Source organism: Fibrobacter sp. UWB2 (assembly GCF_002210425.1).
Lineage (GTDB): Bacteria > Fibrobacterota > Fibrobacteria > Fibrobacterales > Fibrobacteraceae > Fibrobacter > Fibrobacter elongatus.
Map to the genome: position 1 here is coordinate 96,422 of NZ_MWQK01000003.1, position 22,566 is coordinate 118,987.

At 47.2% G+C, this 22,566-nt stretch carries 17 protein-coding genes; 8 read left to right on the forward strand and 9 right to left on the reverse strand.

Features of this window, described 5'->3' with window-relative positions; all coding sequences use genetic code 11:
* Nucleotides 1-134 precede the first annotated feature (134 nt).
* From feoB to B7982_RS06605, 4 genes are all read right to left on the reverse strand, one after another.
* Complete coding sequence (gene feoB / locus B7982_RS06590; protein ID WP_088660074.1) at nucleotides 135-2,165, reverse strand: ferrous iron transport protein B; 2,031 nt, start codon at nucleotides 2,163-2,165, stop codon at nucleotides 135-137.
* The gene (locus B7982_RS06595) at nucleotides 2,162-2,383 is read right to left on the reverse strand and encodes a FeoA family protein (protein WP_014546404.1); all 222 of its coding nucleotides are present in this window, start codon (nucleotides 2,381-2,383) and stop codon (nucleotides 2,162-2,164) included. Before B7982_RS06595 ends, feoB begins: the two co-directional genes overlap by 4 nt.
* 15 nt (nucleotides 2,384-2,398) lie before the next feature.
* Nucleotides 2,399-4,648 (reverse strand): TonB-dependent receptor, encoded by a 2,250-nt coding sequence (locus tag B7982_RS06600; protein WP_088660075.1) that lies wholly within the window; start codon nucleotides 4,646-4,648, stop codon nucleotides 2,399-2,401.
* A 126-nt stretch (nucleotides 4,649-4,774) separates the two neighbouring features.
* Nucleotides 4,775-5,974 (reverse strand): hypothetical protein, encoded by a 1,200-nt coding sequence (locus tag B7982_RS06605; RefSeq protein WP_088660076.1) that lies wholly within the window; start codon nucleotides 5,972-5,974, stop codon nucleotides 4,775-4,777.
* A gap of 178 nt (nucleotides 5,975-6,152) precedes the next feature.
* On the opposite strand from B7982_RS06605, the gene B7982_RS06610 reads away from it, so the two are divergent.
* The 3 genes from B7982_RS06610 (at nucleotide 6,153) to B7982_RS06620 (ending at nucleotide 10,101) form a co-directional block, all read left to right on the forward strand.
* Nucleotides 6,153-7,916 (forward strand): ABC transporter ATP-binding protein, encoded by a 1,764-nt coding sequence (locus B7982_RS06610; protein WP_088660077.1) that lies wholly within the window; start codon nucleotides 6,153-6,155, stop codon nucleotides 7,914-7,916.
* Entirely contained in the window at nucleotides 7,909-9,636 is a 1,728-nt protein-coding gene (locus B7982_RS06615) for an ABC transporter ATP-binding protein (protein ID WP_088660078.1), read from the forward strand. Before B7982_RS06610 ends, B7982_RS06615 begins: the two co-directional genes overlap by 8 nt.
* Nucleotides 9,637-9,798: 162 nt before the next feature.
* The gene (locus B7982_RS06620) at nucleotides 9,799-10,101 is read left to right on the forward strand and encodes a type II toxin-antitoxin system RelB/DinJ family antitoxin (RefSeq protein ID WP_088630464.1); all 303 of its coding nucleotides are present in this window, start codon (nucleotides 9,799-9,801) and stop codon (nucleotides 10,099-10,101) included.
* Nucleotides 10,102-10,123: 22 nt separating this feature from the next.
* On the opposite strand, the gene B7982_RS06625 is transcribed toward B7982_RS06620, so the two are convergent.
* Complete coding sequence (locus B7982_RS06625; RefSeq protein WP_255396752.1) at nucleotides 10,124-10,462, reverse strand: class I SAM-dependent methyltransferase; 339 nt, start codon at nucleotides 10,460-10,462, stop codon at nucleotides 10,124-10,126.
* A gap of 114 nt (nucleotides 10,463-10,576) precedes the next feature.
* On the reverse strand, nucleotides 10,577-11,758 hold the full coding sequence (locus B7982_RS06630) for an alpha/beta hydrolase (protein WP_233138412.1): 1,182 nt from the start codon (nucleotides 11,756-11,758) through the stop codon (nucleotides 10,577-10,579).
* 105 nt (nucleotides 11,759-11,863) lie between these two features.
* Between B7982_RS06630 and B7982_RS06635 the strand changes: the two genes are divergently transcribed.
* A complete protein-coding gene (locus B7982_RS06635; RefSeq protein WP_198953236.1) occupies nucleotides 11,864-12,652 on the forward strand; it encodes a ZIP family metal transporter in 789 nt (262 codons plus the stop codon).
* A 2-nt stretch (nucleotides 12,653-12,654) separates the two neighbouring features.
* Here the strand turns inward: B7982_RS06635 and B7982_RS06640 are convergent, their stop codons facing one another.
* From B7982_RS06640 to B7982_RS06650, 3 genes are all read right to left on the reverse strand, one after another.
* Complete coding sequence (locus B7982_RS06640) at nucleotides 12,655-14,058, reverse strand: ATP-binding protein (protein WP_088660079.1); 1,404 nt, start codon at nucleotides 14,056-14,058, stop codon at nucleotides 12,655-12,657.
* A gap of 119 nt (nucleotides 14,059-14,177) precedes the next feature.
* Nucleotides 14,178-14,666, reverse strand: coding sequence for a GNAT family N-acetyltransferase (locus B7982_RS06645; protein WP_088660080.1), 489 nt, complete (start codon nucleotides 14,664-14,666; stop codon nucleotides 14,178-14,180).
* A gap of 23 nt (nucleotides 14,667-14,689) precedes the next feature.
* Nucleotides 14,690-15,571, reverse strand: a complete 882-nt coding sequence (locus B7982_RS06650) for a LysR family transcriptional regulator (RefSeq protein ID WP_088660081.1) — start codon at nucleotides 15,569-15,571, stop codon at nucleotides 14,690-14,692.
* A 579-nt stretch (nucleotides 15,572-16,150) separates the two neighbouring features.
* Here B7982_RS06650 and B7982_RS06655 point away from each other — a divergent pair.
* The 4 genes from B7982_RS06655 (at nucleotide 16,151) to B7982_RS06670 (ending at nucleotide 22,157) form a co-directional block, all read left to right on the forward strand.
* The gene (locus B7982_RS06655) at nucleotides 16,151-17,596 is read left to right on the forward strand and encodes an N-6 DNA methylase (RefSeq protein ID WP_073055580.1); all 1,446 of its coding nucleotides are present in this window, start codon (nucleotides 16,151-16,153) and stop codon (nucleotides 17,594-17,596) included.
* Between the two features lie 121 nt (nucleotides 17,597-17,717).
* On the forward strand, nucleotides 17,718-18,914 hold the full coding sequence (locus tag B7982_RS06660; protein WP_088660082.1) for a restriction endonuclease subunit S: 1,197 nt from the start codon (nucleotides 17,718-17,720) through the stop codon (nucleotides 18,912-18,914).
* Between the two features lie 8 nt (nucleotides 18,915-18,922).
* A complete protein-coding gene (gene hsdR / locus B7982_RS06665; RefSeq protein WP_088660307.1) occupies nucleotides 18,923-21,268 on the forward strand; it encodes an EcoAI/FtnUII family type I restriction enzme subunit R in 2,346 nt (781 codons plus the stop codon).
* Between the two features lie 178 nt (nucleotides 21,269-21,446).
* Entirely contained in the window at nucleotides 21,447-22,157 is a 711-nt protein-coding gene (locus B7982_RS06670) for a type 1 glutamine amidotransferase (RefSeq protein ID WP_072830128.1), read from the forward strand.
* Nucleotides 22,158-22,566: the final 409 nt, after the last annotated feature.

Consider the following 22,566-nt stretch of genomic DNA (forward strand, 5'->3'; position numbering starts at 1 on the left):
CCCTATATTCTACTCTAAACGGTTTAAAAAAGCTCCAATTAGACTAGGGTAACATTTTTGCATAAAACAAGTATGGCGCACCGTTCGGCACGCCATACCCGCTTCTATTGTAGTCTGGGTTTTTCGAAGAAGTCCTAAAGCACCCACAGCGCAATGTGGTAAACGATAAACGCCAAACCAAGCGAAATTGCAAAGTAGTAACCCGCAATTGCAAGCATCCACTTAAGGGAATGCGTTTCACGATACGTTGTACCCATTGCAAGTACACAAGGGATATTGAACATGGATGCAAAAATAAATGCAAGAGCTTCCGGGATGGTCACCACGGCACGCATCATTTCGCCAAGATTTGCACCCGCCTCATTACGGGCAACAAGCGAGAACGCATCAGTTGTACTCGAGAAGACAACGCTCATCACGCCAAGCGACGCTTCCTTGCTAAAGATTCCGCCGATATACGAAATAAACAGTTGCCAGCGCATACCGAAAATCTGCGTAAACGGTTCAATCGCATTGCCAATGGTGTAAAGCACGCTATGTTCCACATTTCCATCTTTCGAATACGAAATAAGCCAGAACAAAAGGGACACAAACCAAATGACCGCAATCGCCTTCTTGAAAACCGCCCAGACATTGCGAGCAACCGTCTTGAGCAAAATTTTCCAATGTGGCTTGTGGTACGGCGGAAGTTCCATAATCATGCCCACGCGTTCATTCACCGGCATCAGCTTATTTCCGAAAAGTTTAGACGAAAGCAAGAACGATGCAAAAATCATCGCTACATAAACCAAGCCAAACAGCGGAGCCGCCGAGCCAAAGAAAACGGAAGCAAGGAAAAGCACTACGGCAACTTTTGAGCCGCACGGAATGGACCACAAAAGCACCATCGCAAACAAGCGCTGTCCACGTGTATCCAACACGCGCGTACCGCAAACGGCGCCGCCCGTGCAAGCAAGCCCAGAGAACAGAGGCATAAACGCCTTGCCATGCAAACCAAGCCTTGAAAGCCACGAGTCAAACACATACGAAGATCTCGCCAAGTAGCCCGTATCTTCCATCAGGCCAAATGTCACGAGAATCGCAAAGACAAAGCTCATCATGGCGACAGTCACAGAAAGACCGCCAATGATAACGCCATTGATGAACGATGCTACAGATGGCCACCAGCCAAACTTTTCGCACATTTGAACAACAAGCGGTTCTGCAACATGCTGGAGTCCAAAGCAGCTTGCAATAATCGGGACTGCGATCATCATGCTCACCGCAAGCGTAAGCACGAGAATAAAGAACGCGACAATTTTACCCCAGATGCGGTGCGTCGCAATTTTATCAAAGCGAGAAAGCTTCATCGACTTTTCTTCGCCTTCAGACGCATCACGGAGAACTTCAGAGACAAAGCGGTACTTCGCTTCACCCGTCAAAAGTCCGCCATCAGAACCTTCAGCATCCAGAATTTCCTTGATTTGCTTCCAATGTTCCGGAGTCACCGCCGTTTCGACTTCCGAACGCACAAGCGAATCATTTTCCAAAAGCTTTGATGCAACCCAGAATCTTTCACGATTGTCAAACTTCAAAGGAGCAATCAAATCTTCAAGCTTTTTCAGATTTTCAACACGAGACTTTTCGCCTTCGCGTTCAACAATGTCACGAATCTTTTCCGACGAAATCTTCGCCTTCTTTTCAAGCGCACGATTCAGCGTTTCAAAGAATTTCGGATAGTCGTCCAAATTTGCCGCCGTAAAGTCAAGCACCGGAATGTTCAAAAGCTTTTCGATTTTCTGGACGTCAATCTTTTTGCCCTTCTGCTCGGCCACATCCATCATGTTGAGCACAAGCATCACCGGGCTTTTCACGCCCGCAAAATCTGCAAGCATGTAAAGGCTGCGTTCTAGTTGCGAAGCGTCAACGATAATGCAGACAATATCAGCGTAACCGTGTTCAATGTAAGTACGCGTCACAACTTCTTCGGCAGAGTTTGCCGTAAGCCCATAGCTACCCGGCAAATCGACAACGCGATAAAGCTCTTCGCCCTGCGTGAAAAAGCCTTCCGCCCTTTCCACCGTTTTTCCGGGCCAGTTACCGACATGCTGATGCGAACCCGTCAATGCATTAAAAAGAGTGGACTTGCCGGAATTCGGCTGTCCCAGCAAAGCAATCGTTCTCATGCCATCTCCACGTCAATCTGCATGCATTCTTTGCGGTTAATCGCAATCATCGTATCGTGCGAATACACGAGAACTGGAGAACGTCCATCATTTTGCAGCACCAAGAACGGACTGCTTGGCGGAAGCCCCATCGAAACCACGCGAGAAATAAAGCGGGAATCCCCGTTAATCTTTTGAATCAAGCCCTTTTGATTTTCCTGTAATTCAGACAAACACATTCTTATAAACTCCTTCTATTTAAAACTGTAGCGAATCTTTGTTGCAAAACTTCTACCCGGTTTACTTTCACCAAACTTATCGAATGATTCGCTATCCGTGATGTTATCAACTTCAAAACTCCAGCCCAGTTTATTATCCCAAATGGAATATTCAACGCCCACATCCTGCGTGAACGAAGCCTTAATTTTACGGCTCTGGCGGGAGCTAATCTTCCAGCCGTAGAAATATTCATCCGTATAATTTGCAGACCACCAGACTTTCAAGAAGTCTTCTTTGCCAAACAAATCGCCCATATGGAATTCCGCAAGATAGTTCATAAAGAATCGCGGAATGTTAGGCACAATCGCCTTCTTGGGGACGCCCTGTTTTGCCGTATATTTCATGTTACGCAAGTCCTGGAAAGTCCAGTTCGTCCCGAGCAAAAACCATTCATTGACATCCAACTTCACATCACCTTCGTAACCCCAGGCACGAATCGGATTCATGTTAAAGTAAGGCGTAGACATTTGCGCAGAATTCATGTAATGGATTCTATCTTTGTAGTACGAATAAAACACATCACCATCAAAGCGGAGCCTTGTCACAAGCGGCAATTCCTGCAAGTCTACAGAAATTCCAAAATTGAAATTATCAGCCTGTTCGGGCTTGAGGTTTGTCGCCGCACTCACGCGAATGCCGTCGCCAAAGAGTTCTTCTGGAGTCGGTAAGCGCACAGCATGCTGATACGAAGCCTTCACAGAAAGTGGCTTTGCCACCTTGAACATCAAGCTTTCATCGTAACTGAAATCATTGTAATCATTCGATTCCACCGCAGGTTCAATCAGAAGGCTCGTCGGCATATTGGAAATTTCAGCCTTCATGTAATGGAACTTGAAACCGAGAAGATTCTGGAGGCGAGATTCAAAGAAATTATTTTCAAGAGAAAGCCCGGTCGTTATCGAGAAAACTTCTCCCGGAAGCCCCGCTGTGTTAAACTGGGCCATTTTAGCGCCGTAATCGTCTTCAGGATTTTCCTTGTGGTACTTGATGAGTGTATTCCAATAAATCTTTTGATCCTTAATAAACTGGTAATCAAAATTCAGCAAGTTATTGAAATCATACACCTGCACCGTGCGCAATCTCGGAAGCCCCATAGACACGAGTTCGCCCACATTCTTTTGCGCCGTATCGCAGCTAAACCAGTTGCGGCAATGAACTCGGCTTGTGTCAATGATTTTATTTTCGGCATAACCGAACGAAAAAAAATCACCGAAATTCAAGTTTTTCGCAAAGAAATTCTTCTTGTCTAGCCCAAAAGAAGCACCGAAATTATAGCCTTCGGAGGTTGATTCCTTAATGCGATTTTCAATGCCCTGAATCTGCTTGTCAAACGCGCCAAAGCTTGCACCCAACGAAATTTGGTCAAACCAGGCGTTCATCAAGTTCGCAAAAGCCTGCACATTGTAAGAGGTGTAATGGTCATGATCGCGAACAACGCTCGTATCCGCACCTGTAGAGCTTTTCATGTACGGCGATGTAAATTCGTAATCGTTATCGGAATGGTTAAAGTAACCGGACACACCAATTTCAAGGCTTGCAGCACCCGCAATGCTATCAATCAAATGGCTTGCGGCAACGGAAGCTTTGTGCGTATTGAAACTTGAAAAACTGTAAGAAGCGTCCACAGAATTTGTCGGGCGTTTCTTAGTCACAATGTTAATGGCACCGCCTGCGCCATCTGTTGCAAAACGTGCCGGGATATAGCCTTTATAAACTTCAATATCCGCAATCTGGTCGATAGGAATATCGTCAAGTCCCAAATTTCCCTGCGTTTCGACAGGAACGCCGTTGACAAGCACCTTGATGTTCTTGCCTTCCATGCCGCGGATATTGATTTTGCCTTCGCTACCCATTCCGCCAGACTTACGCACTTTCACGCCAGACGCAGAATTAATCGCCTTAGAAACGCTCTTGCTCGTATTTTGCAATTCAGCGGCATCAATCGTTGAAACCGTTTCAACCTGTTTTGCAATAGCAGCCTGCTCCGCTTCAGATTCCGTTTCAACCGAAAGCAAGTCCAGCTTTGTGACATCTTCGGAACTTGCGGAACCGCCCGCAGCATTTACTTCAGAAGTGCCTCCATTGGAAGCATCAGTCGCATTACTTTCCGCGACGGGTTCATCAAAATCTTCAAACGAAGTAACTTCGTCATCCTGCGCATAAGCAGAAACAACGGCAAATGCCGCAAAAGCGGCAAAAACAGTAGCAAACTTACGAATATTCATCTTCAATAAAACCCAGAACTACTTTTTACAAGAAGGAGATTCCCGGTCATCCCCGTCAAGCGAGGACAGGCGCCGGGAATGACACAACACTGTCATGCCCGCCACTGAGCGGGCATCTCCAATTCATTACTTCAGCGGAACAATCCACATCGGGATCTGTTCAGACTTGGCAATCTTTTCAGCCTTATCCGTCTTCGGATCATAGCGGAAGTATGCATTGCCATCTTCTTCAGTAGAAACCGCAAAAATTACGTTGCCATCATCTTCCACATACTTGCCGTAGCTTGCCCAGCTCGAAGAATAACCAATCGGCAAAGCCTTAATCGTCTTCTTTGCAAGGTTAAGCTGCACCGGCTTGCAAGTGTTATTGTGATAGCTATCCATGTCCGTCCAGGTCTGCTTCAAATCGACCATCACGTTCAAGAAAGCATAGACAAGGCCATCCTTCTCGTTCGATGCCGGAGAGAGGTACTTGAAATTATCCTTCTTTGTAATGCCATCAATAGCGACATCCTTCGTGATGTACCAGGCATAATCCTTGTCAAACTTGGTTTCACCCACCTTGATACGGAGGAAACCATCAACCTGGCCCGGAGCGTAGCCCCAAGAAGCATTACTGTAGCAGTAGATATAGCCATCGATAACGGTAAATGCCTGGTTCTGGGAGTCATCCAAGGAACCCACGGCAGCAATGCGGTCATCCTTAGCAACAGCGACGACTTCGTCCTTCTTGACATCGATAATGGCGACCTGAGCTTCGTTACCCGTAGCATAATCGCTCACGTTCTGCAAGAGGCCTACATAGAGGCGACCGTCAACAATCACGCCAGTTCCCGGGCTCACCACGAGAGCGTCCTTATTCTTGTACTTGGAAAGGTCAATGGCGCCCGTCTTCTTCATGGTTTTCGGGTTGATGACAATCAAGGAATCGAGCATGCCGCCCAAATAAGCCTTTTCCTCGTTGACAAAATAAATATGATTAGCCCAAGTCCCAGCAAGCGTAAGCTTTGCCGTTACCTTACCAAGCTTATTGTTTTCAGCCAAGCTGTAGCGGGAAATGGAACCAACATCCAAATCAGCGATGAACAGGGAATTATCGTAATAGACAACACCTGCACGCGTACCGACTTCAACAAAGTCCTTGCCCAGATCATCTGTGTGATCGAGGGACATTGTGCCGATAAACATCGTTTCGCCGGTCGAAATGGAAGTTGCAAATTCGCGCTTGTAATCATCCTTTTCAGAATCAGCGTTGCTCGAAGAATCGCTACCGCAGGCAGCAAAAAGGCTTGCTGCAAAAGTAAGTGCAATGAGCTTTTTATTCATACAGTTCTCCTAGGGTTATACACCTTTTAAGTTTCGCCCGCATTTTAGAAATCCCCAAAGACCGCCTCAACTCCAAATAGACTCAAATCAATCCAAAAAGTTAGATATGACTAATATAACCTTTAAAACAAGACCTCAATAAATTAAAATTGGTGCGAAAAACAAACAGAAGGTAACTATGAGTGTTTTCAAAAGACTAACACCTTATATGCAATCGCGAAAAATTTTATATCCGTTTGCACTTTTATTTTCATCATTGAGTTCCATCGCGGGGATCGCTCCCTTTATATATGTATGGCTCATCGTCCGTGAATTATTCGCTGACACAGGCAAAATTTCATACGATATGGTCAAGCATTACGCATTGATGGCCGTCATTTTCTCGGCAGTCAGCGTCGTGCTTTACTTTTCCGCGCTCGTCTGTTCGCACTTAGTCGCCTTCCGCATCGAAGGCAACATCCGCAGAATTACCATGAAAAAATTGCTCAAGCTCCCGCTTGGCTTTTTCGACAAGAATCCCACCGGACGCATCCGCAAAATCATCGACGACAACGCAGCCGTCACTCATACATTCATGGCGCACGAACTTCCGGATTTGGCAGGAACCATCGTCGTTCCCATCGCCTCGCTCGTATTGTTGTTCATTTTCGATTGGCGTCTTGGCATTGCTTCCCTCGTCCCAATTGCCTACGCCATCATCACGCTCGGCTCCAAGATGAACAAGAGCAAGGACTTTATGCAAAAATACATGAAGTCTCTCGAAGACATGAATACAGAAGCGGTCGAATACGTGCGCGGCATCCCCGTCGTGAAAGTTTTTCAGCAAACTATTTACTCTTTCAAGAACTTCTATAAAACGATTGATGATTACCATCAAATGGTCACTGCATATTCCAGCAGTTGGAAATTCATCATGTGTTCTTACACGACGCTCATCAACGGTGTCGCCCTCATCCTCGTCCCCACAACATTCCTTATTGCAACTAGTTCAGGCAACATTGCCGCCACAATCGTGGACTTGATGCTCTACGTTCTCGTGACCCCCGTTTTCTCGCAGTGCGTCATGCGCAGCATGTACTTGAGCCAAGCCGTAAACCAGGCAAAACTCGCCATTGGTAGCATTGAATCGTTGACAGATTACCCAGAACTTGCTACACCGACAAACCCGCAAGAAGTCAAGCATTTCGATATTGAATTCAAGAATGTCAAGTTCACCTACCCCGGCACAGAAAATGAAGTCCTTCATGACATTTCATTCAAAATAAAGGAAGGCGAAACAGTCGCACTCGTTGGTACATCTGGCGGCGGCAAGAGCACCATTGCAAAGCTCGTCCCGAGATTTTTCGATGCCAACGATGGTGAAATTTTAGTCGGCGGTGCGCCCATCAAGGAAATACCCCAAGAAGTCCTCATGAAAAACACATCATTCGTTTTCCAGAATACTCGACTCTTCAAGAAGAGTATTTTGGAAAACGTCCGTTACGGAACTCCTGAGGCATCCATTGAAAGCGTCAACAAGGCGCTTGATCTCGCCCAATGCCGCGAAATCATTGACCGTCTGCCCGAAGGCATCAACACAGTCATCGGCAGCAAGGGTACATACCTTTCTGGTGGCGAGCAGCAGCGAATCGTCCTCGCCAGAGCCATTCTCAAGAACGCACCGATCGTCGTTCTTGATGAAGCGACCGCATTTGCTGACCCCGAAAACGAAAGCCTTATCCAGCAAGCACTGCAAACGCTTTCGAAGGGCAAAACAGTCTTGATGATTGCACACAGACTCACAAGCATCGTGAATGCCGACCAGATTCTCGTCGTACAAGGCGGCCGCATCGTGGAACGCGGCACGCACAAGGAGCTCGTTGAAAAAGGCGGCATATTCGCCAAGATGTGGCAAGATTATCAGCAGTCCGTCAGCTGGACTATCGGAGGCAAGAATGTATAACTGGATTAAAAATCGTTTTGTCCTCTCTGATGAAGGTACAAAAACATTTATCAAAGGCGTATTTTGGACAACGTGGCATTACCTTTCGTTAATGCTCCCGCTTTCGTTCGTATTCCTGTTCCTCAAGGAATTCATGGCGAAAATGCAAAATCCGTCGGCAGAACCGCATAATTTCTGGGTTTACATAGCAATTGCGGTCGTCATTTACCTCGTCATGTACTTCATCTACGCACTTTCTTACGACAGCACGTACGAATCAGTCTATTCGGAATGCAAAAAGCGCCGCATCACGCTTGCCGAAAAGTTGCGCAAGCTCCCGCTCGCCTTCTTTGGCAAAAAGGACCTTTCCGACTTGACATCGACTATCATGAATGACGTGAACGCCCTTGAAATGATTTTCTCGCACGCCGTTCCTGAAATTTTTGCAGTCGCCGCGATGCTCGTTATCTGCGCAGTCGCACTCATTATTTACAACCCGTTGATGGCGGCAGCACTTTTGTGGGTAGCACCATTTGCAGGATTGCTCATTTACTTGTCCCGCAAATTACAGTTCAAAAACTTCAAGCACACCTACAATGCGGCCCGCGTCATTACCGAAGACATTCAGGAAAGCCTTGAAAACATTCAAGAAATCAAGTCCTACTGCGAAGAAGAAAGCGTCTGCAAAGCATTGGACGATCACTCCAAATTCTATGAACATTTCCAGATTAAAGGCGAATTCATGTCAGGAGTCATCTTGAACGGTGCACAAATTTTCCTGAAACTCGGCCTTGCTTCCGTTCTCATTTTCGGTTCTATCCTCCTTGCACAAGACAAATTAAGCGTATTTGATTACCTCGTGTACATCGTCTGCGCATCGACGATTTACAGCCCCATTTATCTCGTTCTAAACAACATGACGGAACTATTCTTCTTGGATGTTCGTCTCAAGCGATTCAAGGAAATGGACGATATGGAAGTGCAACGCGGTTCCACAAAGTTTGAGCCCGCTGATTACGACATTGAATTCAAGAACGTCGATTTCTACTACAACGAAGAAAAGCAAGTTTTGAAGAAGGCATCGTTCACCGCAAAGCAAGGCGAAATCACGGCACTCGTTGGCCCGTCTGGCAGCGGAAAGACAACCGCAGCAAAGCTCGCCGCCCGTTTCTGGGACATTCAAGGCGGCACCATCACGCTCGGCGGCCAGGACATCTCAAGAATCGATCCCGAAACGCTCCTCAAAAACTTTTCCATCGTCTTCCAGGATGTCGTGCTGTTCAACACCTCCATCCGCGACAACATTCGCATCGGTAAGCGCGACGCCACCGACGAAGAAATCCTGCGAGCCGCAAAACTTGCAAACTGCGATGACTTTGTCCAAAGGCTCCCGCAAGGCTACGACACCGTCATCGGTGAAAACGGCGACACGCTCTCCGGCGGCGAACGCCAGCGAATCTCCATCGCCCGCGCCATCCTCAAGGACGCCCCCATCGTGCTCCTTGACGAAGCCACAGCAAGCCTCGACGTCGAAAATGAATCCAAGATTCAGCAGAGTATTTCGGAACTCGTGCAGAACAAGACCGTCATCATCATCGCCCACCGCATGCGCACCATCGCCAATGCAGACAAGGTCGTGGTGTTGCAAAACGGTCAAGTTGTCGAAACCGGCTCCCCCGCAGAACTCAAGGCAAAAGGCGGCCTCTTCGGCAAAATGCTCAAGCTCCAAGAAATAAATTAGAACTCATTCAATAACCACCTACTAAATTGCCCCGGAGAAATCCGGGGCAATTTTCTTAACATATTCTTGTCATTCCCGCCTCCGAGCGGGAATCTCCATTTTTGTTCAGCGCCCCACTCAAATGTATTGCTTTTGTGCGGACAAATATGTATATTGAATAACATGAACAAAACCGCAAATTTATACGCCCGCATAGAGCCCGATGTCAAAGAACAAGCTGAAAACATCCTGGAAACTCTCGGTATATCCGTTTCCAGCGCTATCAACATGTTCTATAAGCAGATTATTCTGCAACAGGGAATTCCCTTCGATGTGAAGCTGCCTAAAGCTCCCGAAAATGCCGCTAAATGGTCAAAAGAGCGCCTCGACACGGAACTCGAAAAAGGATACAATGACATGCTGAAAGGTCGCACCCGCCCTGCAGCGATGGTCCTTTCCGATGTCAAGAAGAATCACAAGATATGAATTTATAGAAGCGAAATAGTCTTTATTTCCCGCATTCCACGTAGGCTAAATCAATCCGCCCTTTAATAACGCAATTTTCTGTTATCGTCCAGCCATTCCCTTTTAAGAAAGACTTGTATTCGTCTTCCGTCCATTCGTGCGCAAAGCGGACACCGACAAGACTCAAAAGCTTTTGCCACAAGTTTCTTTTGCCGTCAGTAGGGAATATAAAGTTCGGAGCTATCAGCACGCCGTCATCTTTCAAGACGCGGCGGATTTCCGCAAGCGCCTTCGAGGGCTCCGGGATAATGTGGAGCGCATTCGCAATCACAACCACATCAAAAGATTTGTCCATAAAACGTAACGAAGTCGCATTGCAAATTCATAAACCGGCGCAAAGACAACCCAAATATTCTTACTCATCATTTTCTCCTAAAAAACGCACTTCCCTCTTGACAAGGAAAGTGCGCCAACCGATTAAAACAAAATCTAGTTATTAAAAGTTCTGTGCAACAACTATTTGCTTCCGCAAAATGGCGCCATCCAAGAATTCAAACATCGTGCGGTAAGCGTTATCGCGAACATCCTTGCGCGAGAGGAACAAGTCATGCATGCCATCCTCAATCGTTACGGTCGTAACATCACTACCCAATTTCGGAGCCCACTTTTCAAGGAGATTCACATCGAGCATGCAGTCGCAACGCATGTAGTCATCATCCCACTTGACCGTGTTCACCGTGCAGCCGCTACGCATCATGAGAACCGGAGCCTTGATCTGCATTCCCGCATGGATCCACTTGATGCCGCGAGTTGTCGCACGGAGGTATCCAAAATACTGTTGCGGCCATTCATCGCTCTTCAAATCACGATTGAATTCCCACTCGCCCTTTTCACTCTTCAAAAGAGAAATGTTGTACTTAGGGGCTTCCTGTTTCGGAGCGGGTGCATCGGGCAACAACAGCGCAATATCCGAGAATACAGGGAACGCCACATTGCGAACAAACCAGCTATTTTTATAATCCAGGAACGGACTATTCAAAACGAGAGCTGCAAAATCTTCGCTATTGCGTTCATTCAGGTAATTCGGCGTAATCAGACCACCCTGCGAATGACCGAGAATGACAAACGGCAATTTCGCACCCGAGCCTTTCGCGGCAATACTCTTGCAAAGCGCAATAGCCGCATCCAATTCCGCATAGTATTCCTTGACGCTACGCATATCCGAGCGCGGCTCGCCTTCGCTATACGAACGACCATTGTAATGCAAGTCAATTGCAAAGAACGCAAATCCCGCAGAATCCGATTTTTCCGCAAGCTCTTCCTGGAAAAAATAATCATTGTAACCATGCACGTACAAGACAATACCACGCGGATTCGGTTCATGCGTCACCGCACGCGGAGAACTTCCGTAAGGATATTCAATTAACGTTGCATGAAAATCCTTATCATACGGTTTTACGTCAATCGGGTAAACCTGATACGGTTCGCCAAGTTCCGGGTCCACAGCCTTCAGCGGCAAAGCGTTATCAATGATCGTCTGCAACGTAGCTGCCGAGAGTTGCTTACTGTAAGCTTCATCCCGTTTCTTTTCCTTGCAGGCGGCAAGGCACGCATTTGCAGAAGTTGTAAAGAGCAATACGGCAGAGGCCGCGACAACAAAAGACTTTAACTTATTCATGCGTCTACGATACAAAAATGTAATCGTTTACGCTACTCCAATTAGACCTTCAAAACTCCAGCGCGTTTTTTGAAATTGTCAAGTTTTAATACTATCTTTTTTCGTATGATTCAACCCATTTTACCCATTATTCAAGGTCTCACCATCCCGTTTTTAGGGACGGTTCTCGGCGCAGCCTGCGTATTCTTTATCCGCGGGCAAATGAAGCAGAACCTCAAGCGCGGACTTTTAGCATTTGCGGCTGGCGTCATGGTAGCGGCATCCGTCTGGAGCCTGCTCCTCCCAGCAATCGAGGCTAGCGAGCATTTGGGTAGATTAGCGTTCGCCCCCGCCGCAGTGGGATTCTGGGCAGGTATTTTATTTCTATTCATTTTGGATAAAATCACGCCACATTTGCATTTGGGCAGCAAAACGCCCGAAGGTCCGAGAGCAAAACTCAAACGCACTACGATGCTCACGCTCGCGGTAACGCTCCACAACTTGCCCGAAGGCATGGCTGTCGGCATCGTTTTCGCGGGCTGGCTTTCCGGAAACGTCGCCATCACGCTCTCGGCCGCATTCGCTCTTTCCATCGGTATCGCCATCCAAAACTTTCCCGAAGGAGCCGTTGTTTCGCTCCCGCTAAAAGCCGAAGGCGCAACGCGCAAAAAAGCATTTGCACTCGGAGCGCTCTCCGGAGCCGTCGAACCCATCGGTGCCTTGATTACCTTAATCGCTGCCGAAATTCTTTCGCCGTTCATGCCCTACCTGCTCTCGTTTGCGGCAGGCGCAATGATTTACGTTGTCGTCGAAGAAATGCTCCCCGAAGTGAGCGAAGGCGACCACTTTGATGCAGGCACCATCCTCTTCGCCGTCGGCTTCACGCTCATGATGGCACTTGACAGCGCACTTTAAAATCAAGCAAACAATTCTTTTATCGAAATAACCTTGTAATTGCCCAGATTTTTTATTTTCTTCTTGACTCCAGCAGTAACACCCTTTCTGGAAAAAATCCAAAAATACAGATTGTCGCGTTTAATACACGGTGCGCACGCCTGCAAGTCAGAAAGTTCAGTTTCATCAAACGCCTTTTCAGTGTATTTACATTCGCAAAGAATGGCATTATTTTCATCTTGGGCAACAATGTCTATTTCCTCTTGACGTTTCGCAAGAGGGTTATTACCCCACCAGCGTCCAACTTGTTCAGCAAAAAACGGAAGCTCGCCATTATAGGATTTTTCCATAATAAACTGCGAGCACACTCTTTCAAATCGATGCCCAATATATCCATTTAAACTTTCAGTTGTAAACTCTCTATCGTAATAAATTTCAGGAGAAATAAGCCCATTCAACATATTCAAATGTTTGAAGATAAACCTGAAATAAAAAGCAAAGTAATTATCGTCAATGGAATAAAGCGTATTGCGAGCCTTGCCTTTTTCGCCAACAGGGATTTCTGCCTTGATAAATCCCAAATTTTGAAGGACGTTTAGATATTTCGCAATCTTTGCACTTTCTTCTCCGACCTTCATCTTTATATCATTAAGCGTCGAAGCACCAGAATTAATAGCAAGAAGAACATTCTTATAAAAAAGCGTTTCCTTGAGTTCCATGCGAAGCAACGTATCAATTTCATTGTATAAGTAGCCCGTTGTAGAAAGGCAATTCTTGATAATGTTCTCGCGAACGGAAACGGAATCGTCAAAAAGAGAAAGGTATAGAGGAATACCGCCAAGAATTGAATAAACCGTTAGGACTTCTTCGTCACTATATTTGGGGAAAAATTCTTTAGATTCTTTATATGAAAATGGTTGCAATTTCAGATCGGCAGTTTTGCGACCATATAAAGGTTTGGTAGAATCATCAAACAAATCCTCAATAACAGAGACTTCAGAACCGCACAAAATTAAAAATATATTCTTTTTTTTCAGAATTCGGTCAATCGCATTCTGCAGTCCCGAATCGTATGCAGGATTTGAATTGTACAAATAAGTAAACTCGTCAATAATGATATTCACACGTTTAGAAAAAGCGGCACCATCGATGAACGAGTAGACATCCTGCCAAGTCTCAAGTGAATTCAAAAAATCGCCAGCATTTAATACCCGTTTCAATTCCGTACAAAAATTACGAACATTATTGGCTTCGCTCCCTTTGTCAGCAGTAAAGAACACAGTATCCTTTTCATAAAGCGAGGCAAAGTGAGCCAAAAGAAAACTCTTGCCCACGCGCCTACGACCATGCATGATTAGCATTTCAAATTTTTTAGACCGATAAAGATCTTCAAGAAGCTTTAATTCTCTTTTACGTCCGACAAACATCTTATTTACTCCAAAGTTATTAACTTTAAAGTTATTTACTCTAGAGTTAATATAAAATTTTTATTTTAGAAAATCAATAGACCTATCCAAAAGCGCTCTTTTTTTTGCAAAAAAAATCGCTACAGTTCAATATAGTGCGGAATGATGTCTTCGTAGCTCCCGTCCTTGAGCAGGAATCCCTTGGGGATTACGCCTAGCTGCGTAAATCCGAGCTTCTTGTAGAGCTTGAGCGCAGACGTATTTGTCGCGACAACCGCATTGAACTGCAAAATCCTGAAGCCGATTTCCTTGGCCTTCGCGAGGCAATCCTTCACAAGGAATTCGCCGATATGCTGACCGCGCTTATTTTTCTTGACCGCATAGCTCGCATTCGAAATATGCCCGCAGCGCCCGACATTATTCGGGTGGAGAATGTACAGCCCGACCACTTCGCCGGAGTCCGCATCGATAGCGATGCCCGTGAATGACTGCGACTTGAAAAACTCGTCTCCCGTCTGCGAATTCAGCAATTCCATTTGCGGAAACGCGACACCGTCTTCGACGATATCGTTCCAGATTTCAACCGCGTCGTTGATATACTTTGTACTGTATCCTTCAATTTTAATCATGAGAATAATCCTCTAATTTCTTTTTATTCCCCCAGCACGTGCCGGAGCGTATCGAGGAAAAGTTCGCCCGCCCGCGTGAACTGCTGGCCCCGCCGCCAAATGATGTACATGTTGGTGGTGAGTTCGGGCATGAGCGGCCTGAAACACAAGCGCGAAGTGCGGCTCGTATCCACAAGGCCGTCGAAAGTGAGCAGGTAGCCCGTGCCCTCTTTGGCAAGCACCGAACCGTTGTACGAAAGATCCAGCCCCACGATTACGTTCAGCTTCGAAATATCGTCGCCGAACCATTTCGGCAAATCCGCTACCATCGCCTGCCGCGACGCCAACAGCGGCTTGTCGAGCAAGTCCCTCGGCTCGATGAAATCCCGCTTGGCCAGAGGGTCGTCGCGACGCATCACCACGCCCCAGCGATCCACCGAACGCACCGCAAGGCAGTTGTACTTTTCCAAATCAACGTTGTCTACAACCACCGCGAAATCAAAAATGCCCTTGTCCAGCTTTTCCAAGGCCCGCTCGCTGTCGCCCGAATATAAGTTGTACTTAATCTTCGGATAGTCGTCCCGGAGAATCCCGATGCACTTCGAAAGAAAATTCACGTTCCGCGATTCCGCGCAGGCAATGGCAATTTCACCCACCACCTCGTCTTCCTTCAGCGACTTGAAATCCTGCACCGTCCTGTCCGCCATCGAAAGGATATCCTCCGCACGCTCCCGCAAGAGTTCCCCCGCAGGCGTCAGCCGAATCGCGTAGTTCGTGCGCTCGAAAAGCTTCTCGCCCAGCTCCTCCTCCAACTCCTTGAGCTGGCGACTCACCGTCGGCTGCGTCACGCAAAGATTATCCGCCGCGCGCGAGACATTCCCCAACCGCGCCGCCTCCAGAAAATACCGCAAAACTCGAAGTTCCATACCCGAAAACTAATAAAATTCAAGCCCCGCAGGTATGAAATTGCAAAAATAATGCCCGGAAGGAATAACTGGCCGATTTGATGGTGGGGAAGTCTCCCCCTGCTTGCAGCCTTGCCCTAGCGTCATCCTGGAGCGCAGCGATAGGGTCTAGGGCAAGTCTTCCAGCACCCCCTCTGCGGGCGCTCGCCGCCCCGCAACGCCCCGGCTTGTCCCGCTCGCCTAAATGTCATGCCCCGCTTGACGGGGCATTCCCCTTTTATCGTCATTCTGAGCGTAGCCGCAAGGCGAAGTCGAAGAATCCAGTCACTTTTTTACTACTATTTCCCCATGACATAGCCCCATTCCTCGCGGTTTGGGGCGCATAGAAATTTGAGTTATTGCTCTTATTCTCTCATTTCGAAATCTGGAAAATTTTGAACTTCAACGAGGATAAGGCAGACACTCACGCACCCTGTGCGTGGGTCGTTTGTGCTTATGTTGAAGAGGTTTTCCAGAGCCTGAAATGAGTAAGTGCATTCGATTCCACGCCTTTTTTGTGGATTGAATGCACCAGTGTAAGGGCTAGCATATGAGGCCCTTATGTTTGAGCAGACTTTTAATAATATCGATGACATTCTCTGGAAAGAGGGTGGTTGCAGCAACGAACTTGATTACGTGGAACAAACTTCATGGGTCCTGTTCCTCAAGTACCTGGACAACCTCGAAGCCGAGCGCGAAGAAGAAGCCGAACTCAAGGGCGAAACCTACGAACGGATTATCGAAAAGAAGTTCCGCTGGAACACCTGGGCCGCCCCGAAAACAAAGAATGGCGAACCCGACCACGCCAAGGCGCTCACCGGCGATGACCTCACAGACTTCGTGAACAACAAGCTGTTCCCTTACCTCAAGAAGTTCAAGGAAACCGCCACCACGCCGCAATCGCTGGAATACAAGATTGGTGAAATCTTCGGTGAACTCCGCAACAAGATTACCAGCGGCTATAACCTCCGCGAAATCCTGTGGTATGCCGACGCTCTGAGTTTCCAGAGCAGCGAAGACAAGCACGAGATGAGCCACCTGTACGAAGACAAAATCCGCAGGATGGGTAACGCAGGCCGTAACGGCGGCGAATACTACACGCCGCGTCCGCTTATCCGCACCATCGTCCGCATCATCGACCCGAAAATCGGCGAGACCGTGCTTGACCCGGCTTGCGGAAGTGCTGGGTTCCTTTGCGAAGCCTACGCCTACATGAAGCAGAAAGTCAAGAGCGTTGCCGACAGGGAAACTTTGCAGAAGAAAACCTTCTACGGACAAGAGAAAAAGGGCCTTGCCTACATCATCGGCATTATGAACATGATTTTGCACGGCGTGAACGCACCGAACATTTTGCACACGAATACCTTGTCCGAAAACATGGCGAACGTGGAACAGAAAATGCGTAAGGATGTCATCATCGCAAACCCGCCCTTCGGTGGCAAGGAACGCGCCGAGGTCCAGCAGAATTTTCCCATCAAGACGAGCGAAACCGCCTACCTCTTTATGCAGTATTTTGTCAAGTTGCTCAAGGCGGGCGGCCGCGCGGGCATCGTCATCAAGAACACATTCCTTTCGAACACCGACAACGCTTCGGTCATGTTGCGCAAGGAACTCCTAGAAAACTGCGACCTGCACACGATTCTCGATTTGCCGAGCGGCGTGTTTACAGGCGCAGGCGTAAAGACCGTCGTGCTCTTCTTCGAAAAGGGTCGCCCCACCGAAAAAATCTGGTACTACCAGCCGGACTTTGGCCGCAACCTGGGCAAGACGAACCCGCTCACCGAAGACGACCTTGCGGAATTCGTGAAGTTGCAGAAGAAAAAGACCGACAGTGAAAAATCGTGGACCGTGAACGTCAAGGATTTGAACCCTGAAACATACGACCTCTCGGTGAAAAATCCCAACAAGAAAACCGAAGTTGAACTCCGCGACGCCAAAACCATCATCAAGGAAATGCAGAGTTTAGACGAAGAGAATAGGAAAATCCTCGCCAAATTGTCGATATGAGAACTTTGTCATTCTGGAGCGTAGCGATAGAATCCAAAGCGTTAAACAAAGAGTCACCCTGAGTCCCGGAACAAGTCCGGGATAAACAAAGTCGAATGGGTCTAAGCAACCGGAGAATGTTATGAGCAAATGGGAATGGAAAGAATTTGAAGATTGTATAGAACGAGTCAAGTATACGACAAAAATCCCTAGCAAAGATTACTTGCAAGAGGGCGAATTCCCTATTGTGTCACAAGAAGATTGTTTGATTTCTGGATATTGGAACGATAGAAATGATTTGTTCAAAGTAACAAAGCCGATTGTAATTTTTGGAGACCATACAAAGGTTTTGAAATATATTGACTTTGATTTTGTTCTTGGCGCAGATGGTGTGAAAATCTTATGTCCGAAAGATTATCTTAATGCTCACTTTTTCTTCTATTTTCTAAAAAGTGTGAACTTTGATAATTTAGGATACGCCCGTCATTACAGATTATTAAAAGAATTGTCAGTTCCCATTCCCCCTCTTTCAGAGCAGAAACGCATAGTCAAATTCCTTGACGAAGAATTCTCAAAAATAGACACGCTCAAAACAAACGCCGAAACCAACCTCAAAAACGCCAAGGAACTATTCGAAACCACCCTTGAAAAAGAACTGAATCCCCAATCACGTCATTCTGAGCGTAGCGAAAAATCCAGTGCAGAATTACCCTCCGGCTGGGAATTGAAAGCATTGGGAGATGTGTGCTATAGAATAAAACGTGGCAAGGCTCCAAAGTATGTTGAACAAAGTGATGTCCTTGTATTTGCACAAAAATGTAATCAGCCTGATGGCACAATGTCTTTAGAAAAAGCTTTGTGCTTAGATCCATCAATTTTGGGTAAATACAAAGCGGAAGATTATGTAAAAGAGGGTGACGTCCTTGTAAATTCAACGGGAAATGGAACTGTTGGTAGAGTGGGCTTTTTTAACAATAAATTATTAAATAATAAAAAACCTGTTGTTCCTGACACCCACATAACAACCATTCGTGGTTTAGCGAATACATTTCCAAAATATTTGTATTACTTCCTAAAACCTAAAGAATCATATCTTTCTGATAAAAGTCTTGGAACGACAAATATGAAGGAACTTCATGCAGATGTTTTGGAACATCTTCAAATCCCCCTCCCGCCACTTTCCGTCCAGAAAGAAATCGTCGCCCGCCTAGACAAACTCTCCGAGAACGTCAAACACCTCGAAGCAAACTACAAGCAAATCATCGCCAACTGCGACGAACTTAAAAAATCGATTCTGAAGAAAACTTTCGAAGGAGATTCCCGGTCAAGCCGGGAATGACAGCAAGTATGAACGAGTCCGATACCAGAAGAAAGAAGATTGACCCCAAACTGAAAGAAGCCTTGTGGGAAGTGACGCCGGACAGCGCCATTTATACGGAGCAGTCCGCTTACGAAATCGCACCGGGTCGAATCGGCCATGCCGAACGCAACCCCAAGAAAATCGACTACCTTCTGGTTTACAAGGGCATCAAGATTGCCATCGTCGAGGCGAAAAAGGACGAACTTGATGTAAGCGAGGGTGTGCCGCAAGCCAAGGAATATGCGGAACGCATGAACATCCGCTTCACGTATTCCTGCAACGGCGATAAAATCTGGGCAATCGACATGCAGACGGGTAAGGAAGGCTTTGTCAAAGCTTTTCCGACACCGCAGGAACTCTGGAATCGGCTTTATCCTGAAAAAAATCCGCTCCGCGACAAACTGAATGCCGTTCCGTTCAACAGGGATGGCGGCAAGTCTCCGCGCTACTATCAGGAAATCGCAGTCAATAACGTCATGGATGCCATATCCCGAAAGCAGGACCGCATCTTGCTCACGCTTGCTACGGGAACAGGCAAAACCTACATCGCGTTCCAAATCTGCTGGAAAATTTTCAAGGCGCATTGGAATGTCGATGGAACGGAACGCTTGCCGCGCATTTTGTTCCTTGCCGACCGCAATATCCTCTCAAATCAGGCTCTCAATGATTTCGGACAATTTGACGAAAATGCCATGTGCCGCATTACGCCGGAATCTATCGCCAAATCAAAAGGCGTGCCCAAAGGCCCGAGCATCTATTTCAGCATTTTCCAGACGATGATGACCTCATTGAATGGAAAATTCGTTTATGAAAATTACCCCGAAGACTTCTTTGACCTTGTCATCATCGATGAATGCCATCGCGGTGCCGCCAATGACGAAAGCCGCTGGCGTGATATTCTCGATTATTTCCAGCGGGCGTATCACTTGGGCCTGACGGCAACACCCAAGAAAAACGAAAATGCCAATACCTACGAGTATTTCGGAAAGCCTGTCTATGTGTATTCTCTGAAGCAGGGAATTGAAGACGGTTTTTTGACGCCTTACCGCGTGCGAATCTCTTCTAGCAATATTGACAATTACATCTACGATCCCGAAGACGATGTAGAAAGCGGCGAAATTGACCCGAATAAAATTTATACGGAAACGGATTTTTATCACGGCAATATCAAGATTCGCGAACGCGATGAGTTTAGGGTTGAAGAATTCCTGAAACAGATTGACCCCGACGAAAAGACGATTGTGTTCGGTGCGACGCAGGCCCACGCGGCCATTCTGCGAGACCTCATCAATCAGCATTCTCGCAAGCCCAACGTGAATTATTGTAAGCGAGTCACCAGTGACGATGGCGACAAGGGCGAAGCCGATTTGAAGACTTTCCAGGACAATGAAAAACTGTTGCCCACGATTCTCACGACATCGCAAAAACTCTCGACAGGTGTAGACGCCAAGAACGTCCGCAATATCGTGCTGATGCGGCCAGTGAACAACATCATTGAATTCAAGCAGATTATCGGTCGTGGCACGAGACTTTTCGACGGAAAGTATTTCTTCACCATTTACGATTTCGTGGGCGCAAGCAGGAACTTTAGCGACCCCGAGTGGGATGGCGAACCGATTATTGATACGCCGGAACCACCCGATGGTGGAAAAACTGATGGTGGAAATGGCGGGGGGAGAAAGACACCGCAACCGAAACCTTGCAAAATCTGTGGCAATCTCCCGTGCACATGCGACGCAAACGTGAAAGAAAAAAATTGCGTTGAAATTAAACTTTCTGACGGGCACGTTTTGCGCTTGCGTGCCCAGTGGGAAGAAAAGTTCATGTTCGATGGCGAACTCATAACGCTCGAACAGTTTATCAAAATTCTCTTCGGCAAGATTCCGGAGTTCTTCAAGGATAGTAAGGATTTGCGAACCCGCTGGTCTGACCCCATGACCCGCGAAGCGTTGCTGCAGAACTTGAGCGACAACGGATTCAGCAAAGAAAGGCTCCGCCAAGTGCAAGCCTTGACGCAGAACGAAAAATGCGACCTGCTCGACGTGCTGGAACTCATCGCTTACAACAAGAGCCCCATGGAGCGCGCCGAAAGAGTCCGCCTGATGCACGAAGAAATCTTGAACGAAATATCCGAAAAGCAAGTTCCCTTTATGGAATTCGTCTTGCAGCAATATGTGGAAAACGGAGTCGATGAACTCTCGCTGAACCAGTTGCCCGAACTCGTCAAACTCAAGTACGGCACCATCAAGGATGCCTGCGATAAAATGGGCGTGACCGGCAAGGATTTGAAGAAGCTCTTTACCGATTTCCAGAAGACGTTGTACGTAGCGTAATTTTTTGTCAAAACCTCTTGACAACCGCCATATAGCAATTTATATTTAGTGCACAAACGTGTAGAAAATTATTTGGCTCTGTCAAGCCTTTTTGTATTACTGCGAACCTGCTGCGGCGATCCGACCGCCCAAAAAATTAGCCCGCGAGAAATCGCGGGTCTTTTTTATATTTGCGGTTATGGAAACCTATATTTTTCAGCATGTTGAATACGAAGGTCCGGGAGCGATTCTCCCCTACCTGCAGGCCAAGGGGCACAACGTTCATATCGTGCGCCTTTACGCCGGCGACCCCATTCCTCATGAAGACGACGTGGACTTCGCCATCTTGATGGGTGGGCCCATGAGCGTTCTGGACGAAACAAAGTACCCTCATTTTGTTCGCGAAAAAGAACTTTGCTGCGACATGGTGCAGCTGGGCAAGCCCCTTCTGGGAATCTGCCTCGGTGCCCAGATGATCGCAAGCGCCTTTGGCGCGGCCATCAAGAAAAATCCCGAAAAGGAAATCGGCTGGTTCCCCGTCACCTTCACCGGCGATGCAGTCGAAGAAATGAATTTGCCCGAAAGCCTGGACGTTTTCCATTGGCATGGCGAAACCTTTGACATTCCAGAACTACCGGGCATTGCAGAACCATTCGCCTTTAGTGAAGCCTGCCAGAATCAGGCATTCAAAATCGGCAGCGGAATCGCATTGCAGTTCCATCTAGAAGCCACGCCCGAATCCATGGAAAGCATGTTAAAGAACGGCGACGACGAAATCAAGGCAGGCATTGCCGCAGGTTTTGACTACGTTCAAAACCCGAAGGACATCCGCATTGCCGGTAAGACCGCCATGGGCCCCGCCAACGAATTGCTGGTAAAAATCTTGGATTACCTGTTGGAAGAAAAATAAGCAGGATGATTTTGAATAAAGGCAAATAGGTTCTGTGACCGTTGGCTCTGTCGGGCCAGACCGTACTTTTGGGTCGAAACTGCGAAAAAGCTGCGAAAATGACCCTTTGGCTCTGCTGGGCCAGATTGTACTGCTGTGAACTTGCTGCGACGGTCAGGGCGGGCCGGATAGCCAAAAAACTACGGTTCCGCAGCGAATAAACAGCCTGGAAGGGGCTTACGAAACCTCAAAAGTTTGCTAGCCGAGGGCGCCTGTACAGAATAACCCGACAGAGCCAATTATTTTTCGCGCACAGTGTAAAACAAGCAAAGCCCCGCCTTTTTATGCATGTAGGCGGAGGGAGGAAAGATGAAGAATGTCGCAAAATCAAGCTTGCTTGATTTTATGACCGAGTTGCAGCCGATTGCAC

Excerpts from the sequence above, each read along its gene's own strand:
- B7982_RS06630 (WP_233138412.1), bottom strand. The coding sequence starts at position 11,758 with ATGAATAAGTTAAAGTCTTTTGTTGTCGCGGCCTCTGCCGTATTGCTC.
- B7982_RS06600 (WP_088660075.1), bottom strand. The coding sequence starts at position 4,648 with ATGAATATTCGTAAGTTTGCTACTGTTTTTGCCGCTTTTGCGGCATTT.
- B7982_RS06605 (WP_088660076.1), bottom strand. The coding sequence starts at position 5,974 with ATGAATAAAAAGCTCATTGCACTTACTTTTGCAGCAAGCCTTTTTGCT.
- B7982_RS06670 (WP_072830128.1), top strand. The coding sequence starts at position 21,447 with ATGGAAACCTATATTTTTCAGCATGTTGAATACGAAGGTCCGGGAGCG.
- B7982_RS06655 (WP_073055580.1), top strand. The coding sequence starts at position 16,151 with ATGTTTGAGCAGACTTTTAATAATATCGATGACATTCTCTGGAAAGAG.
- B7982_RS06635 (WP_198953236.1), top strand. The coding sequence starts at position 11,864 with ATGATTCAACCCATTTTACCCATTATTCAAGGTCTCACCATCCCGTTT.
- B7982_RS06645 (WP_088660080.1), bottom strand. The coding sequence starts at position 14,666 with ATGATTAAAATTGAAGGATACAGTACAAAGTATATCAACGACGCGGTT.
- B7982_RS06595 (WP_014546404.1), bottom strand. The coding sequence starts at position 2,383 with ATGTGTTTGTCTGAATTACAGGAAAATCAAAAGGGCTTGATTCAAAAG.
- feoB (WP_088660074.1), bottom strand. The coding sequence starts at position 2,165 with ATGAGAACGATTGCTTTGCTGGGACAGCCGAATTCCGGCAAGTCCACT.
- B7982_RS06615 (WP_088660078.1), top strand. The coding sequence starts at position 7,909 with ATGTATAACTGGATTAAAAATCGTTTTGTCCTCTCTGATGAAGGTACA.
- B7982_RS06640 (WP_088660079.1), bottom strand. The coding sequence starts at position 14,058 with ATGTTTGTCGGACGTAAAAGAGAATTAAAGCTTCTTGAAGATCTTTAT.
- B7982_RS06620 (WP_088630464.1), top strand. The coding sequence starts at position 9,799 with ATGAACAAAACCGCAAATTTATACGCCCGCATAGAGCCCGATGTCAAA.
- B7982_RS06610 (WP_088660077.1), top strand. The coding sequence starts at position 6,153 with ATGAGTGTTTTCAAAAGACTAACACCTTATATGCAATCGCGAAAAATT.
- B7982_RS06660 (WP_088660082.1), top strand. The coding sequence starts at position 17,718 with ATGAGCAAATGGGAATGGAAAGAATTTGAAGATTGTATAGAACGAGTC.
- hsdR (WP_088660307.1), top strand. The coding sequence starts at position 18,923 with ATGAACGAGTCCGATACCAGAAGAAAGAAGATTGACCCCAAACTGAAA.
- B7982_RS06650 (WP_088660081.1), bottom strand. The coding sequence starts at position 15,571 with ATGGAACTTCGAGTTTTGCGGTATTTTCTGGAGGCGGCGCGGTTGGGG.